A 17,752-nucleotide genomic window follows, 5' to 3' on the forward strand; every position below is an offset into this window, starting at 1 on the left:
TGAGATGTGATAGAAATTTTATTCTTCGGAAATATCGATACGCTTTTTCCTGATGATGACAGCGCCTGCCAATAGAGAGCAGAAACCGAGAACCATCAACGGGTAAAGCGGGAAGGAACTGCCCATACTCGGTGCGGTTACATCGGAACCCGTACCGGAATTCCCGCTTATTCCGATTGTGCCGCTTTGAGGAGCGGCGACTTCCCACGTGGCACAGAAGATGATGTTCCCCGTGATTTTATCGAGCGATTTATCCCATCCTTTAAAAGTATATCCTTCGCGGGTGGGAAGGGCGGGGGCGGGGGCGGTGCTGCCGTATTCGATCGTTTCTTTGAGCAAAACGGTGCCAGCTGAATCCAGTTTGAACGTAACGGTGTACACAGACGCCACATGGATGGTCTTTGTGCTCTCGTTTCCGAGCAGGTCTTTTGCCGTGATAACTACGTCATATTTCCCGTCGGCGAGGGGGGAGATTATGAATTTTCCGTTGGACAGGATCGCATTTTGTGCGTTGCCGCCGTTTATCGTGTAGGTGACCGTATCGACACCGGAACCGCCGTCAATGACAGTCGCTTCTATGGAGGACGCGTTCTTTGTGTAATCGGCGAAAATCAAGGGAGACTGCAGGTCGAATTCCATTTTGTCCGAGCTGACGACGGTGACGTTTCCGGCGTTATCGGTGACTTTGACATAGACGATGACTTGGCTTGCATCTGTCGGGGTCAAGGAGATAACGGAGGTGTATTCGCTCCAGCCGGACAAGGTCCGCACTTCCTGCTCGGTGAGTTGAACGGACGATATATAATACGCCACGCTCTTGATTCCGCTGCCGCCCTGATCGCTTGCCTTTACGGAAATCATGACCGTATCATTAAAGAACAATCCCAAAGTGACGGTGTTGAGGAAGCTGTTCCAATGGTTGATACCTTGTGTAATTTCTGCGGTCGGACGGATATTTTCTCCGATGACTGCACCGTCGCTTGTGATGCTGCCGCAGAAATTTCCGGTTGCGTTCAAAGTGACGGAAAGGGACTTGCCGTAATCGGCGGACCTGACTGTATAGCTTGCGGATACGGCGCCTTCAATCGGCGTTGCGTCGAGGCTCCACTGATAGCTGTAAGTTACAGCTGCCGGCAAAGCGCCTGTGACGTCTGCCGAAACGGTGTCACCGGTTAGAATTGCGTTGGGAATGGATACGATGCCCACGATTTCAGCGCAATCGATTGAGAATTTGAAGGTTACCTCTGCGGCCGTATAGTTCGTGCCTTGCGCAAGCGAAGCTTTTACCCAATAGGTCCCCGCGTTTGTCGGTGCGCCGGAGAGCTGTGAACCAAGTGCATTCTCATTATCATTATAATAAGTAAAGGAAACGATTCCGTCGCCGGTTTTGCTGATTGACGGATTGGAAACGGCGGTACCGTCATAGGTCTTGCCGGGATTGGAGGTGATGCTGACGCTGCCGGAGGCACGGGCGATTGAGAATTTGAAGGTTGCTTCCGCAGCTGTATAGTTCGTGCCCTGCGCAAGCGAAGCTTTTACCCAATAGGTTCCCGCGTTTGTCGGTGCGCCGGAGAGCTGTGAACCAAGTGCATTCTCATTATCATTATAATAAGTGAAGGAAACGATTCCGTCGCCGGTTTTGCTGATTGACGGATTGGAAACGGTGGTGCCGTCATAGGTTTTGCCGGGGTCAGAGGTGATGCTGAGGCTGCCGGAGGCGCGGGTGATAACCGCCGTGTTCAGTGTGCTTGTCCAGTCGGTATAACCGGTTCTGGAAACTTTGACATAAACGGGATAGCTGCCGGTGTCGGTGATTTGCGGAAGCGTTGCGAAATAATCGGAGCCGTTCGTGCTGTAAGTGATGACATCCCCGGAGAGCGTCCCCGTTACGGTGACGGCGTCGTGAGCCGTACCGTCATAGGTTTCGGTGTAGGGAGTGACGGTGATGCCGCTGATGTCCCAGGTGGCGTTGACGGTGATGTCCGCCGTGACATTGTCAAACGCCTTGTCCCAGCCCTTAAACGTGAATCCTGTGCGGGTGGGATCGGCGGGCGCGGTGGCGGAACTGCCGTATTCCACCGTTTGGGTTTTCAAAGGCGCACCTGTGTCTCCCTCATACAGTTTGAAGGTGACCGTATGTAACGAGACTATATGGACGGTTTGAGAGCTCTCGTTCCCGACGGTGTCTTTGGCCGTGATGACGACGTCATATTTTCCGTCTGCGAGCGGGGAGATCGTGAACTTTCCGTCGGAGAGAACAGCGGTCTGTGTGCTGCCGCCGTTGATTGTGTAAGTGACTGTGCCAACGCCGGAGCCGGTGTCAGTCACGGTGACGCCGATGGAGGTTGCGTCTTTGACATAGCTTGTGGAAATGGCAGGGGCCTGAAGGTCGAATACCATTCCGTCGGAATTGATGTAGGTCACATTGCCGGCATAGTCGGTTATTTTGGCGTAGATGATGAACTTTGATCCGTTTATGGCGTCTATGGTGTAACCTGAGGAGACGTAGTTATTCCAGTAGGTCACTGTCTGTAATTGTTCAAGGGTAAGCGAAAGGGCTGATTTTAAACACTGAACGGTCATGATGCCGCTGCCGCCCTCATCGTTTGCCGTTATGGTGAATGAAACCGAATTTTTGAAGAATATTCCGTATGTGACGGAGCTTATAAAGCTGCTCCATTGGTGCGTTCCCAGATTGATGGTCGCGGTCGGTGCGATTCGGTCGACGACGGTCACTGTGATCGTGCGTTCGACGGTCGCATATCCGTCGCTGACCTGAATGGTAAAGCTGTCGGTTCCCGCGTAGTTATCGGAAGGCGTATAAGTGACAGAACCGCCCGGTTGAACGGATGTGCCGTCGGAAGTGGCGGTTGCACCGGAAAAACCAAGAGTTCCGTGACTCGGAGCGGTCTTCTGCGACCATGTCAGCGTCTGTCCGACGTCGCTGTCGGAGACACCGATCAGGGCTCCGATGTCGTTTTCGGAAGAATTTGCGTCGACTGTCAGCTTGGTATTAGTTCCCGAAAACACCGGTGCGGTATTGAAGTTTGCAATATAAATTTTCAGCATGGCGCTGACATTGCCGGCTGCGTCTTTCACTTTGATATAGATGTCCTTTGCACCCGCCGTAAGGCCGATCGGATTGGTGATGGTGTTTTCACCTGTGTTGCAGGTGATTCCCGTGCCTGTGGCATTGATTGTGGGTGCGGTTGTACCGGCAGCGACAATCGCGTAATAGTATTGTCCCGCTTCGCCGGAGGTGAATTTTACGGTTCCCGTGGTGTCGGAGGTGCGGGAGACGGCACCCGCCGTAAGCGTCGGAGCTGTAGTGTCCGCGGTGGTGGTCTTTGTGTCTTCTTGAACGACGCTCTCGGTGGAACCGCCGTCAAAGCCGGAAAATTCGACAATATACCCGGTCACCTTTGCAAATCCGTTGGCGGTGTTGTCGCCGGAATAGGCACTGAGATCGTCCCAGTAAGCGCCCTCCCATCCGATATAGACAAAGTCGCCGTTGTTGGGCTCGCCGGAATGCCAGGGCGAGAAGTCGTCTGTGTTGAACGCAATCTCCTGTCCGGCTTCCGGACCATCGAGCCAATAATATTTTATTATTTCCGGTGTGGTATTAATAAAACTGATATCGTTCCCGTATTTAATTGTATAATCCAAAAGCATGCTTTGGCGTTGGGCGGCGGTGGCGCTCAGGAGATTTTGGTAGGAAATTTCGTTCCCGTCCGTTCCTCTTGTGATACTCGGGCTGGAGACGGTGCCGGTATTTCTCTGCCAAAGGCCGCCCATCCAAGCGTCGTACCAGTGGTCTGCTGTGGTGCCGCCCGTGTCGGTCAGCTTCAGCAGGATCGAATTTTCTGCCTGATTCGTAGCGGTTGCGATGTAGCCGCGGCCTCCGAAATACGGATCCACTGTGCTTCCCGCCGCAAGCACAGCGCTGATCCAGTCGATACTGCCCGCGACATAACGGTAAAAATGCCCTTCAAAGTAAATGTCGTTGCCCTGGGGTGAGACGGTACTTGACCAGGTTGTGATGGTTTGGGGTGTCTCTCCTTCCGTCGAATAGATGATATTGCTCAACAATGTTTGGGCCGCTGTGTTATCCGTGAAGGAAAAGACGGCGCCGGCAAACTGTTGTGCGGAGGTAAAGGTGTCGATGTAAATCGATCCGTTGGTTCCGCCGAGGAAGGTAAGCGTACCGCTGCCGAGTGAAGGAACGGTAAAATACCCGCTGTTCACCGAGATTGTAACCATTTTCGACGTAGACGGAAGCTCAAGGCCGCAAGTGTAGGAGGTCGTGCTCTTCCATGTTATATCGGTGAGCTTCAAACAAGCCGGAATTTCGATTTTCAATGCGTCACTGACGGTGTTTGCCGCGTTCTTCACTTTGATATAGATATCCTTCGCACCTGCTGTCAGGCCGGTCGGATTGGTGATGGTGTTTTCACCGGCAATGCAGGCCGTTCCCGTGGCGGAAGTGTCTATTGTGGGTGCGGTTGTACCGGCAGCGACAATCGCATAATAGTATTCTCCCGCTTCGCTGGAGGTGAATTTTACAGTTCCCGTGGTGTCTGTGGTCCGTGTGACATCGCCCGCCGTCAAAACAGGCTTAACAGAAAGCGTACTGCCGGCAGATGCGAATGTGGAGTCTCCGCTGCCGGAATCTCCGGTTTCCCAATCGCCGTATTCGACAAAATAGCCCTTAGCTGAATAATCATTGGTTTGGTCAATAAAATTGTACGCAATATCGTTCCAGGTAAACGACGTATCATGTTTTCCGATGCGTTCGGAAAGAAACAGCGTCGTCAGGCAATTTTCATCGCGGCCTGTGTCTGAAACGGTGTTGTTGGGTTCATAGGCGTTGCCTCTTGACCAATTGTAGTAAGCGTCAGGATTGGCATCATCCGTCAGTGCATCTGCAACTGCGGCTTTTGCTTCGTCATCTGCTCCGCTCACGTCATTGATGCTTTTCACGCTGTAAAATTCTGTTCCGATTTCCGGTCCGCAAGCCCAGTACCAACCGCTGGAAACCGCATTGTTCACATCGAAAGACGAATAGTAGAGCAGAGGGCCGCTCGTTAAGCCGTTTTTATCGGTTACTGATCCGCTGTTTGCTAAGACTGTGCCGCCCAACCAACCGGTCTGGCCGGCGGAAAGAGAATTTAAAAAGACATCCTCATCCACACTTGTGACAGTTGCGAGATAGCCCGATCTGCCCAAATAAGACATACCCTTTGCTGCGGCATAGGCTGTTGTCCAGGCAACGCCGTCGGAGGGGGCGGAGATAAATTGATAATAATGCTGCGTATCGGTATTATAAAATGTATCATATTCGATATTATCATTGGTAATGACGATCTGCACGGATTGTGTCTCACCGCCCAGCTCATATCCGACGGCACGCAGATAACTTTGTATCGCGTCGCTTGTCACACTGCTGTCCACATTGATACGCTTGGCGTAGTCGTTGGTCGATGAACTCGCGGAGACGGTAAAGCCCGCCGGTGTGTCCGGAAGTACGATTTTATCCCCGGAAGTGACCTCGGCGGAAAAACTGATCAGGACGGTTCTGATTTCGCTGCCCGAGACGGTCAGACCCGGGTAATACAGATCTCCGTCGGAACGCACCACTGCACCCATAGTAATGGAGGGGGATGTGATTGCCGCCGCCGGCACATTAAAAAATGCAGCCGTTAACATAAAAGCTAACACTGCGGCAATCATTTTTTTGAACTTCATATTATCGCTCCAGTTATATAGTTTCTGAGGACTGAGTTCACAACAGAAAAAATTCCCCCAAAAAAAGGAAATTGTTTCTTCATAAGTGTTTTACGCTTTTTATTGTAGCATAAGAATAAATAAAATTCCACCTTTTTCACAAATAAAAAACAGGGTTTGCAGATATTTTTTTACGGGTGCATGGTATTTTCGCACCAGAGCAGCTCGCCGCTGTCAAGCCCCGCTTTATACACAGCGACACGCCAATATTCATTTGGGCGTTTGACAACAATCAATTCCGGCTTTCCGTCGCCGTCCGCGTCGCAGACGATCGGGATTTGAGGACGGATAATCCAATACTCACCGTATTTATAATAAGGACAAAGGATGAGATTGCCTTCGCTGTCATATTGTAAAACGCACGTGTCGGTTGTGCCGGAACCGCGGTTTTCAATGTTTTCGTATTCAAATGCATAAAACTCCTCGTTAACAAATTTATTAATAAAGTAACTCTCTTTGTAAATTACGGTCGTTTCCAGCGTCGTGCTGAAGAGGATCATGATATTATAAATGCCTGTGTTTTTACTTGCAGGTTTTACTTCCTGATCGGTTTTGGGGATCTGTACTTCGTTGCAGGCACGAACCAGTTCCTCGTCAATGCCGTCACCGTCGAGGTCGAACCGCCATACATCGGTGATGATTAACGGGGTGTCGGAGATATCATATCCTCCGTCATAACCGGTTTTCTCTTCAATTAACGGAATAAAGGCCTCTTTCCAATCAGGGCGGGCCGGTTGGGCATCGGCGGTATAGGCGTGATGAGTAATGGGGAAGTTGAAAGGATAATCGTCGTCGGTGAAGGCGATCCAGCCGCCGAATCCCCACTCATAACCGGCAGTTGCATATTCATCCTGAAACGTGTCGGAATAGACGGAATAATGAAAAGAAGCCGACGGAAAAGCGGGGAAAACTGTGTAGGGATATTGAATATTATATAAATAAACGTTTGTACCGACTCGGTCTTTTATCCACACCGCTTGATCCGGAAACAAACCGGACGCGAGAGGAACACCGTTATCGAATGCACATATATTCTGACCGAAATCACCCGCTTGAAGTATGACCATGCGAATTCTTTCAATCTGTTCGAGCTGTGAAGTTGTCAAGCTTGAAGAAGCAGGAGCACTGCTCTCTTCTGTGCCGGGTTGGCTCGAGACATAGGGCCAAGTCTGCGTACTTGGCATAAGCGATGTAATGGTTGGGCCTTCCGAACTGACCCAGCGGGAAGATGTCGGGATTGATTCGGTGACACCTTGGCAGCCGGTGACTAATAATATCATGCAGATGCACAAGGCGATGATTTTGATAAAATGAATCTTTTTTAGTGGATTGAATTTTTTCATGCCGACCACCTTTCCTTCAAAGATAAAAATTTAAAATATTAATTTATCATATCATAAAATGTTAATAGGATATGGAACTTTTATAAGCTCTCGAACCATTCGATGATGGTATTGATTTCATCAGGGCTTTCAATGCCGTGAGCATTGTCCCTGCGGGTGATGAATTCATAACTTTTATCGTATTGCTCAAGCAGTTCCGCAAAATTTTTTGCATCTGAATAAGGAGTTTTTTGATCGCGCGTGCTGTGAATGATCAGAATCGGAATATTGATTTGATCCGCGAAGGTCACTGCGCTGCGTTTTTCGTATTCTTCGGGAACCTCAGAAGGAGTGCCGCCGATACGGTTTTTCAGCACATCCTGCATGTCCGTGCGGAAGGAATAGAGGCTTTCCAAATCATAGACGCCCGAGACGGAAACCGCCGCTTTGATAACGGAGTTTGTGTCCTGGCGGATGGCAAGGCATGTCTCCATACCGCCGCGCGATACACCGAGCATATATACCTTATCTTGATCCCCGAACGCTATGGATTGCGTCATATTTACAAGAAAGAGTACATCGTTGACGTCTTCACCGCCGAACCGATCTCTGCCGGTTCCGATTCCCGTTTCGCGGTATTGCGTCGCAACTACGATATACTGGAAGTAATAAGCGTATCTTGCAATGCTTTCCGCTGTATTTGCACCGTAATCGCCATTGCCTCCGCGGTTGTAAATCAAGATCGGATAATTGTTCGTAAGATAATCGGAGGGTGCAGAGATATATCCGGTAATCCTAAATCCGTCGACCGTATAAACGATTTCATATGTTATCGTGTCGTTAGTGACTTCGTTTATCGCCGTTTCAGTTTCTTCATCTATAAAGGACGTTTCCATTTCGCTAAAATCATATGTTACTCTGCTGATGGAAACGACATCAGCATATCCAACGAGATCCTCGATGGTCTTGTATTCCTCAATGGCGATATCGCTTTCGGTCTTCGTCGGTTCGGAACTGCTCGCGGTTGTCGCGGGCGAATTGCCTGTGACGATATTCCCACAGGCGCATAAAAGCGTACAGAGGATCAATATAAATGCAATACAAAATTTTTTCATTTTAATATACCTCCATTATTTAAATTATAACGCAATGACGTTAGAATTACAAGAAATTTCCTTATAACTTTCAAAAAAAGCGGCCATATTGACCGCCTTTTTGAGATTTATTATTCGAGTTTCATCGAATAGAGGTCGGAGTCACAAAGCTCGAAACGCAAGCAGATAGGTTTGCCGGAGAGCGTTAAGAGCGGGTTTTTGAATGTCACCAGGCGGCAGACACTGTCGCCAAACAGGCGGGGTTCTTATAATTGACGATGAAAAGTGATGATGTCTGGATATGAAAAATCAAGATTATGATAGGATTTTACGCCAACTTGTCCTTTTTATCCCATTCCGCAGCCCATGAATCGAATATGAAATCTGATATTTCATGCTCTGCGATCAGTTGGTTTTCATCGTTTTCCTGCCACTGGTTGTTTTGCTTATTGTATGTCATATGCATCATGTGTTGATAAATTTGAATCAATGCATGGCGGCAACCCTGCTTTTTGCAAATGCATAAATCAACCGATGTGAAAGCAAACTTGCTCATTTCAGGCGTGTTGAGATCGAACAATGCGCTTTTCGGCTCATTTTCACTGATTCGCCTGATCAGTTCTTCCGTGTTGCAGCTATGTATTTTTAAAACATCCTTGCGCAAATATGCATTTGAATCACAGTACGGACAGAACTTGCCGCTTTTGATCTGTTCATTAAATATCGCAATACCCACAATGCCGAGAATCGGAAGAGCGAGCCCCATGATTAAAGACATGAATCCCGTAACACCGCCCGCGGCCCAAAACACGATTGTATTGTACAACGCGGAGGGAACAAAAATAATCAGCGATGTGACTACGGTGAGCCAGGTGCTGTTACCTTTCCCCCAAACATTGATTAAGCGTTTAAAGATTGCGGATATACCGAAGGATAGGCCCAAACTGGCAGCAGCATATATCACCAGAACAAGTATTACATAGTAAAGAAACGCGGAAAGCGTCAATATAACCGGTAATAAGAAATATAATGCCGCGCCGAAAACGCAGGAAAGAAGCAGAATCGGGATGGCTTTGCCGATCGGGACAGCACGTTTTTGATTCCATTTGGATTCCTTGGGCTCAATTTTCGGAAATTTGAACGTAAAAGGCAGCTTTTGAGTTCCGGATTTGTCCGCACCGCACCACGGACAGACCTCACTCCCGGGTTCCCATTCCGCGCGGCATTTTCTGCAGGTTAAAATTTCATCTGTCGGCGATGCTTCATTTGATGTTGCTAAAGAAGTGTCATTGTCGTTCATACACAAAGTCCCTTTCTTAAATCATTTATTCTTTTTTGGAAGCAAAATTGCGGCAATGCTGTTGTTTTTATTATAACACCAATATTCTTATATTACAATATATTTCCTGTAATCAAAAAAGCGGTCTGACGACCGCTTTTTAATGTAGATGACGGAACTTATTCAAATTTTATGGAGTAGAGGTCTGCGTCACAGAGATCAAAACGCAGGTGGACGGATTTTCCGGAGAGCGCCGAGAGCGGTTTTTCGAAATCCACCGGACGGCAGACGCTGTCGCCGAACAGGCGGGGGCTTTCATAACCGGGCAGGGGTGTTCCGTCCTCACTGCAAAGGGTGATCTTCACATATCCGGCTGCCGAGGTGGCAAAATTGACCGTCAGACGGTCGCCCGTGAACGTCAGGGGTTTGGTGGTCATTTGCCCGCCCGGATAACCCGCTGAAAGTGAGAAGAAGCCGTCGAGCCGCACACCGAACCGCATCAGTTCGACGTTTTCAACGCGATAATGGTCACCGGCATAAATTGAGAGCTCATCCGCATCACCCGGGCGCTCTCCGGCGGTCTGCAGCATCGCGTTGGCAAAATAACAGTCGCCGTAATACCAGTTGTTTTCGCGCTCCGGGCCGGGTGTGACATAGGCCTCGGACGGGCGGCGGAAGCGCAGACCGTCGCGGGAGGTCATGATCATTGTATCGGTCATCGCATAGCCGCTGCGTCCCCACTGTTTGATGACGGCCTCGCGGTGTTCGCGGTCTGGCAGATATTTTAAATTTTCGGGATCGACATTGCGCTCGGTATAACGCGTGGGCAGGCCGATGTACATGTGCGGCGCGCGTTCATAAGCGCGGACGTTGTTGGTGTACATTTGAAAATCGGGCGCGTTTTTGCCGTAGTTGAGTTGCCCGAGGTGCTTCCAATGGAGAAAATCCTTGGAGCGGGAATTACGGATATCGCGGATGCCGGTCCATTTGTTTTCGCCGGTATAGTCGTGCAGGTCGCGGTAATAGGCCATATATTCGCCGCGTTCTTTATCATAAAAAGCCAGATTGAGCGAGTCGAACGCACCGTCAATGTCGAGGCGTTCTTTTCTTGTAAAATGAATGCCGTCGGGCGAGGTCAGCAAAACTAAATCTTTGCCAAATTCTCCGGTCAATGCTTTATATTTTTCACCCGGATCGCAATTTGGGTTCTCGTCGAGGAAAAAGGAGATGTTGTCCAAAGAACCTTCCTGAATGATAATATTGTTTTTCTTGCTGCCTTCAAATTCGCAGATGCCCAGTTCGGGGCGGGTAAAGTGCTTTCCGTCACGGCTTTCGGCGTAGCAATACCGCCCGATACCGACAGTCTCTTTACGCGTGAGTTGCAGATCGGATGCACGGTAGTACATGCGATATAAATCACCGTCTTTAAAAATCGTAAAATACCCGCAGACATTACCTTCCCAAGGTGCATTGCAGGTAAAAGCCGTTCCGCGGTACTGCGGGTGATGGGTTTTAATTTCAACGCCCTTGTGTTCGGCCCAGAGGGTTTTATCCCAAAAGACCTCGCGTCGGTTTTTTAATTCGATCGGCATGATATTGATTGCCCTTTCGTAGTTATTGGGAATTTGATTTGATTCGGTAAAATTCGAAGAAGAAAATTCCCCGACTTGAAAATTTATTTTTAAACTTTCACCTCGTGTAGATTATATCGACAAAAAATTTTTATGTCAAATAAATATACGATAAAAAGCGATTTTTTTGCAAAACGGGTTTGCATCTTTTTCGAAAAATGTTATACTGTGCAAAAAGAAAACGGCTGCGGAGGAACATAAATGAAGGAACCCATCATTTTTTGCGATTTGAAGTCACGGGTGATCTCCGGGACAATTTCACCGTCGGGGTGGCGGGCAGTGGATTATGAAATTGGGGATTATAAAGGGAATATGCTTTTGGCGCGAAAGGGAAGCGACGCCGGAGCTATGATGCTGTCTCTCGGTCTTCATGGCTGGCACCGGATTTATCTCTGCCTTCTTCATATTGAGAACCGGACGACAACCTATTTCAAGCTGGATTCCGACCGCTGTCATTATCCGGTTTATTCAAGAGCATCGGAAAAAGGGTGGGGTCCTTACGAATATGTCGAAGAGGTTTTTTGGAAATGTGCTGATTTGACGGGACAAAATCTGACAATCGAACACCACAACGAGTTCAGTTCCGCACTGGTCTGGGTGCGCTGCGAACCGATGAGCGAGCAGGAAGTCGCGGATCATAAAGAGATGTTTATCGGGAAAGAGACGAAAAGGCTCTATACCTATGTTGATCCCGGTATTTTTCATGATTATAATTTTAAAAGCATTCAAGAATATGGGCTGATGATCAATGCCATGGCAGACAGCGACATACGGTTTGCATCCCAGGACGTCTCGTTGCAGTATACAGGTTACGAAAGCGAAGAAGAAACAGAAAACAAGGATGCAGCTTGTCGTGAAATGGTTAATTGCGCGCATAAATTCGGTATTCAGCTTTATGCCGCAAACCGCATGAACCTTGCGAATTTTTGCACGCCGTTCAACAACCATAAAGCCATTCGGTTTGTCGATGAGCATCCCGAATTCAATCAAGTGAACCGCTGCGGGAAAGTTATTGACGGCGCGATGTCTTATGCTTATGAGGCGGTGCGGCAGTACCAAGTGAATTGGCTGACGGACAGGGTGAAAGCCGGGTTCGACGGCGTTTCGCTCGTGTTCACCCGCGGAATTCATGTCGCCTTTGAAGAACCCGTTAAGCAATTATTTGAACAGCGTTATCCAGGGGTCAATCCGTGCGAACTCCCGGTCGCGGACGAGCGGTTGAACGGCGTATGGTGCGCATTTATGACCGGTTTTATGCGCGAACTCCGCGTTTCTTTGGATGAACTTGCGGTACGGGAGAACAGAAAAAAACCGAAAATCTGCGTACATGTCTATTATGACGTTGAAGGCAGCAAGAATTTTGGGCTGGATGTTGAGACCTGGGCGCGTGAAGGCCTGATCGACAGCGTCATTCAATCCAATATGACTCATTTTGAGGATCTCGGGGGTTGTATGAAAACGGATCAGCCGTCCGTGATCGATCTTGAAAAGCTGTCTGAAAAGCTGAAGACACAGGTCGTTTTGCGCCGCCGGCATTTTAACGAAGTTGAAAATATCTGCAAGGATATTCCGAAATTCAAAGAGATTGCGGATCGGTACCATATTCGCGTATATTCCGAGCTGCCCTGGGAACGGGAAAGACCCTCGATTTATCTCGATGCAGCGAAACGAATGTATGCCGCCGGCGCCGACGGTATAGCTGCATGGGACAGCAATTTTCGAATTCCGGTGCTTCCGGTCTGGAATATCACCAAAAAACTCGGTCACAAAGAGGAAATTGATCGGATGCTCGCTGAGAACGACGATTACGGCAATTTGTATCGTGTGCTGTCGATCGACGGGCACGATATCAGTGAATATCATCAGAACTGGCGGGGATAGAGAATAATTATCCCGATCGTTTATAAATATTGACGCAGACAACCGGAGCTTACAAGCGGTATGAAAAACGACCGAAAGCTCCGGTTTTTTGAATTTATAAAATTTTTGAAATATTTTCAAAAAACTATTGACATCGTAACAATGTTACGATATACTATGACCGTAACAATGTTACGAATCGCGGAAGGAGAGGAGAAAACATGACAATTAATTTAACCGAATCCAACCGGGAAGGAAGGATGTAGAGTGGAACGGGAACTGATTTCAAAAAAAGAACTTTTGGACAAATACGGCATTTCCTACGGGGCGCTTTACCGCTGGAAACGTATGGGGCTGATCCCCGAAGAGTGGTTTATTAAAAAAGCGGCTCCGACAGGACAGGAGACATTTTTCGATAAAGTGCTGATCTGCGCACGAATGGAAGAAATCATCGGTTCGAAAGACGAGGCCTCACTCAAAGACCTCGCGGAAAAGTTCAGCGAGGGTCAGCGGGGGAAACGGCTGCTCATTGTCGGCACAAAATTCGGGGAGACCGGATATGACTTCGAGCAGATCACGGTCATAAAAATCAAGAACGGAGATAAAGAAATCGACATTACGCAGGAATTAAGGAGGAAATAAATAATGGATATAAAGTCATGGATTCTGGAGATTTGCGAGGTTATTGCAAAAACTACTGATTTATCATTAAAATCGCCGAATACAACACAGCTGACAACGAAAGGATGGTTATCATGAGTAAAAACGATATGCATATCTCGGGCAGCGGGACGATTGCAGCCGGTGAATACGGCAATGTTAAAATCAGCGGTTCGGGAAAAATCAACGGGAGTATTTCCTGCACGGAATTGCATTGTTCGGGTTCCGCCAAGGCGGACGGCGACATCCTCTGTTCGGGCGATATCAAATGTTCGGGGTCATTTCATTGTTCCGGGAATATCGACGCGGGGAGCATCACGTGTTCGGGCGCGGCTAAAATCGGAGAAGCGATTAAAGCAAACACCATCAAAGCATCCGGTGCGATTAAGGCGACTGATATGGAAGCGGAACGCATTGTCCTCAGCGGTGGCTGCGGCGTATCGGGTCTGTTGAATGCCGAAACCGTTGAAATCAATCTCGGCGGGAAATGCAGTGTCGGCAGCATCGGCGGCGGGAAAATCACGGTAAAATTGGGCGGCGGTTCGGGATTCTGGCTCGGACGCAGAAGAGATGACCTGCTGGAGACCGGTACGATTGAAGGCGATGAGATTGAACTCGAAAATACCACGGCGGATATTGTGCGCGGCAAAAACGTCATCATCGGTAAAAACTGCAGCATTAAGACCGTCGAATACAGCGGAAATCTTATAGTCGACGGATCGAGCACGGTAAAACAACAGACAAAGATATAAGTGAATTTACAGTGATTTCAGAGGAGCTTTTAGGGCTCCTCTGTTTTTATATCCATCGATTTAGGACTCAAACGGATGGCTTATGGATTTGCATAAAGTTGACAGAGTCATTCTGAAAATCGGATAAAACGGGGAAATAAAGTTGATTTATAAGAATGCCGAATGGGGTCGCGAAAAAGCATAGGAAAAATTATACTATAGGCAGGAGTACTTCCGACGGGAAGCAACGGGAAATGAAGGATAAAAATGAATGGGGAGAATAAAATGAGTTTTGAATTATTGAGAAAACGTCTGAAGGAATTGAGAGAAAAAAGAATGCGGGAGTTGAATTACACCGCGCCGGAGATCCCGGGTATGGATGACGTTTATCAACCGGTAAATCTAATCGAAACCTATCATCCGCCGGAAGTTGATGTACCGGACGAACAGGCGCCGGCAACCTCCACGGCAACACAGCCAATCATTGAGTCGGAAGATGACGTCGTGAACAGAAGCGCCATTCCGACTGCGAACACAGCAGCCAAAACGACTGCTAATTCAGCAAGCGGCAGCAAGGTTAAAGTCGATCCGAAAACGGGAACGAATGGGGCGAAAACAATAGATGACATTACAGTGAAAAGCCCGCAATTCGGTGAAGAAGGAATGGGGCATGACGACCTTGTTGACGCTTACAACGCGGGGTTGAATGGGATAGATTTAGACAGAGAAACGAGGGCCAATGCCGCCGCCGGAGGCTATTTGGACTCCATCGAAGCCATGTACAACGCCGGATTACAGGATGCGACATTGTCGAAAAATGTCGACGGCTTTAACCAAGAAAATGTTGACAACACAAAAAATTCAAGTTATGATTTAAGTACTGAAGCCGCCCGGCAAGAGCAATTTTCGCAAAACAGCGCCGTTGACAATCCGGTAAATTTAGGGTATACTGCGGGTGATACCACGGGAAACGATAACTCGAGAACGGATGTAACGGATATAGATATACCTGATATGGGTTTTTCGAAGTATGGGGATATAAATTGGGATCTGGATTATAATTACATTGAAGATATGATGTTTTTAAATGGAGCAGCAAACAGCGCTGATCCGAGTGTCCAAATGGCATATCAATATATCACGAACTTGGAAAACAGGGGAAGAAAAATTCCGGCGGAGGTTATGGAAGCATTTAAGTCATTCATGGAAAATTTGAGTAGCAGTTCAAACAACGCTAACCCGAAAAATGATCCCACCGTTCATAATTTGGAAACTCAAACAATGCGAGATGATCAGATAAAGCGTTCACAGGGAATCGCAATTGGGAATGTCGGTACAAATAATTATGACTATGATGAAATAAAAGAGAGAAACGATAATTTTGGGAACTTCCACACACCTACGGACCTCTTTCCCAATACCACAAGAGCATTCGGAGCGGACGTTTCCAGTAAGGACGGAAAACACATAGGGCTTGATATTGGCAATAAGAATAATACAAATTTAAATTTATATTCAATATATGACGGTGATGTGGTTTACGTTCACGATAATGGTAACGCTGGTGGAAAAGGTGGAAACGGTTTAACAGTTATTATTAGACATGAAAATAAAATTACCGGAAAAGTTTTCTTCTCTGCATATATGCATTTGGATAGTAATTCTGTGAAAAAAGGAGATCATGTGGACTCCGGTCAACCGATTGGCATAATGGGAAATTCAGGCGGGCATGTTAATAAAGAGGGAAAAAACGACATGGGCGTTCACCTGCATATAATGGTATTTACATGCAGTGATGTGGAAAAGTATTCACATGATCCTCTTGGATATGCTTCTAACGGAAAATCATATAAAGGAACCAATGATGTTACATATTATTTCTATGACCCCGAAGAGGTTATCAATACAGGAGGCAAAATTTTATGGGATTAAAACGCACAATTCTATTACTACTCTGTATGTTTGTCTTGATTTCGGGATGTCAGTATCACCCGAAGTCAAGTGATGCAAGCAGCATTCCCGCCGTTTCGAACCCGGTGTCAAGCAAAGCAGACGACATACCCGACGATTTGAGCCAACCGAGCGTTCCATTGGGTTCATCTTATTCGCTGGATGAATATAAGGCGATTTTACAGCCGCATTTAGAGGACGATGCATTTATTAAATTCGTGGAAGCATTCAATGTCCATCCCTCTCCCGACGGGAAAAATCAATATATTGAAATAGTGGCTAACATTGGGTATCTAAATTCCGACTGGACATATTACATTAGCTATCTTTTCTTGAACGATTTTGATCATTACGTTAAAGATTATCTTTATGAGTTTATTAAAACTGTAAAATGGATTGATAACCGGCGGGTGTTGGTCGATCAAGAAACCATCATCAATATTGAAACAAGCCAAGAACATGATATCATGGATAATAGCTACTTTAAAGATATCGAATGGAGCTCTATTATCGATTCCGACGTGAATGAGGCAGGCACGCAGATCGCAACCTTTAACAGACGTCATTTCGACGGTGAAAACGGGCTGGGGTCTATGCAGTATGTATATCTCTATGATATTGCCGAAGATCAATGGCAATTGTTATATGAAACTCCTTATTTATATGAAGACACGGGTGATCCGCACGCTTTTATAAAATGGAAAACGGATGACTGCATCGAATTTTACCTTCATTACGGAGCAAAATTCAACTATACTATATCTTCGGGCGAGGTTGTCGAAGTTCCAAATTTCGTTGTGAAAGACGAAGACGTATTTGATGCCGAGAGATTGAAGAGAGACATGGGTTTCGCAGGTGAAGAAACGATTTATATGTTTGATCCGGATTTAATTGAGTGGAACCTCTACACATACATGAAGGAATATAATTTGAAAATCGCACCGGGTGAGTATTTTATCCATGCCAAAGACACTTATGGCGATCTGATGAAAAAGCTGGTTTTTGTGCCAAATAATTAAAGCTTTTTTCTTGGAATTTAATGCTAAATTCAGCAGGGTATCTACCCTGCTGAATTTTTTATACGATAGGGAATACAGGAACCAAAAGACAAGGGATTTTTAGGCTCGGATTATGAAATGTCGGACATAAGAGATCCGTACGAGCGCAATTGACAATCCGGTAAATTTAGGGTATACTGCGGGTGAAACCACAGAAAGCAACAGCGTGAAAGTGAATCCTGCCGGCGAGACGATTCCCAATATGGGAGCGGCGCCGTATGCCGATACCGCGAGTTCGGGCAATAACACAAACAGCGGCAACACAACTTCGGGCAGCAATACAAACAACAATTTGACACAGCAGTATCAGATCAGTGATTCGGAAAAAGAACTGAATTACATGATGGATATGCTGTTCATGAACGGGGCGGGGAGCAGCACAG

The 17,752-nt window shown here is 47.2% G+C and carries 11 protein-coding genes; 6 read left to right on the top strand and 5 right to left on the bottom strand.

The window, feature by feature from the left end; all coding sequences use genetic code 11:
* Positions 1 to 18: 18 nt before the first annotated feature.
* The 5 genes from PK629_08375 to PK629_08395 all read right to left on the bottom strand — a co-directional run bounded on the left by PK629_08375 (position 19) and on the right by PK629_08395 (position 11,071).
* The gene (locus PK629_08375; GenBank protein HOP11493.1) at positions 19 to 5,745 is read right to left on the bottom strand and encodes an InlB B-repeat-containing protein; all 5,727 of its coding nucleotides are present in this window, start codon (positions 5,743 to 5,745) and stop codon (positions 19 to 21) included.
* A gap of 170 nt (positions 5,746 to 5,915) precedes the next feature.
* Positions 5,916 to 7,127 carry a hypothetical protein gene (locus PK629_08380; GenBank protein HOP11494.1) on the bottom strand — a complete coding sequence of 404 codons (1,212 nt, stop codon included), beginning with the start codon at positions 7,125 to 7,127 and terminating at the stop codon, positions 5,916 to 5,918.
* A gap of 80 nt (positions 7,128 to 7,207) precedes the next feature.
* Positions 7,208 to 8,221 carry a prolyl oligopeptidase family serine peptidase gene (locus tag PK629_08385; protein ID HOP11495.1) on the bottom strand — a complete coding sequence of 338 codons (1,014 nt, stop codon included), beginning with the start codon at positions 8,219 to 8,221 and terminating at the stop codon, positions 7,208 to 7,210.
* 307 nt (positions 8,222 to 8,528) lie between these two features.
* Positions 8,529 to 9,500, bottom strand: coding sequence for a hypothetical protein (locus PK629_08390; protein ID HOP11496.1), 972 nt, complete (start codon positions 9,498 to 9,500; stop codon positions 8,529 to 8,531).
* A 158-nt stretch (positions 9,501 to 9,658) separates the two neighbouring features.
* Positions 9,659 to 11,071 (bottom strand): hypothetical protein, encoded by a 1,413-nt coding sequence (locus PK629_08395; GenBank protein HOP11497.1) that lies wholly within the window; start codon positions 11,069 to 11,071, stop codon positions 9,659 to 9,661.
* A 240-nt stretch (positions 11,072 to 11,311) separates the two neighbouring features.
* Here PK629_08395 and PK629_08400 point away from each other — a divergent pair, with 240 nt between their 5' ends.
* The 6 genes from PK629_08400 to PK629_08425 form a co-directional block, all read left to right on the top strand.
* Positions 11,312 to 12,991 (top strand): hypothetical protein, encoded by a 1,680-nt coding sequence (locus PK629_08400; protein HOP11498.1) that lies wholly within the window; start codon positions 11,312 to 11,314, stop codon positions 12,989 to 12,991.
* 246 nt (positions 12,992 to 13,237) lie between these two features.
* Positions 13,238 to 13,612: a DUF4004 family protein gene (locus PK629_08405; GenBank protein HOP11499.1), complete on the top strand. Its 375-nt coding sequence runs from the start codon at positions 13,238 to 13,240 to the stop codon at positions 13,610 to 13,612.
* Between the two features lie 113 nt (positions 13,613 to 13,725).
* A complete protein-coding gene (locus tag PK629_08410; GenBank protein HOP11500.1) occupies positions 13,726 to 14,382 on the top strand; it encodes a polymer-forming cytoskeletal protein in 657 nt (218 codons plus the stop codon).
* Positions 14,383 to 14,646: 264 nt separating this feature from the next.
* Complete coding sequence (locus tag PK629_08415) at positions 14,647 to 16,293, top strand: M23 family metallopeptidase (GenBank protein HOP11501.1); 1,647 nt, start codon at positions 14,647 to 14,649, stop codon at positions 16,291 to 16,293.
* A complete protein-coding gene (locus PK629_08420; protein HOP11502.1) occupies positions 16,284 to 17,330 on the top strand; it encodes a hypothetical protein in 1,047 nt (348 codons plus the stop codon). Before PK629_08415 ends, PK629_08420 begins: the two co-directional genes overlap by 10 nt.
* A 205-nt stretch (positions 17,331 to 17,535) precedes the next feature.
* On the top strand, positions 17,536 to 17,752 hold a 217-nt coding region (locus tag PK629_08425), incomplete at its 3' end, for a hypothetical protein (protein ID HOP11503.1).

The organism is Oscillospiraceae bacterium, from assembly GCA_035380125.1.
Classification (GTDB): Bacteria; Bacillota; Clostridia; order Oscillospirales; family JAKOTC01; genus DAOPZJ01.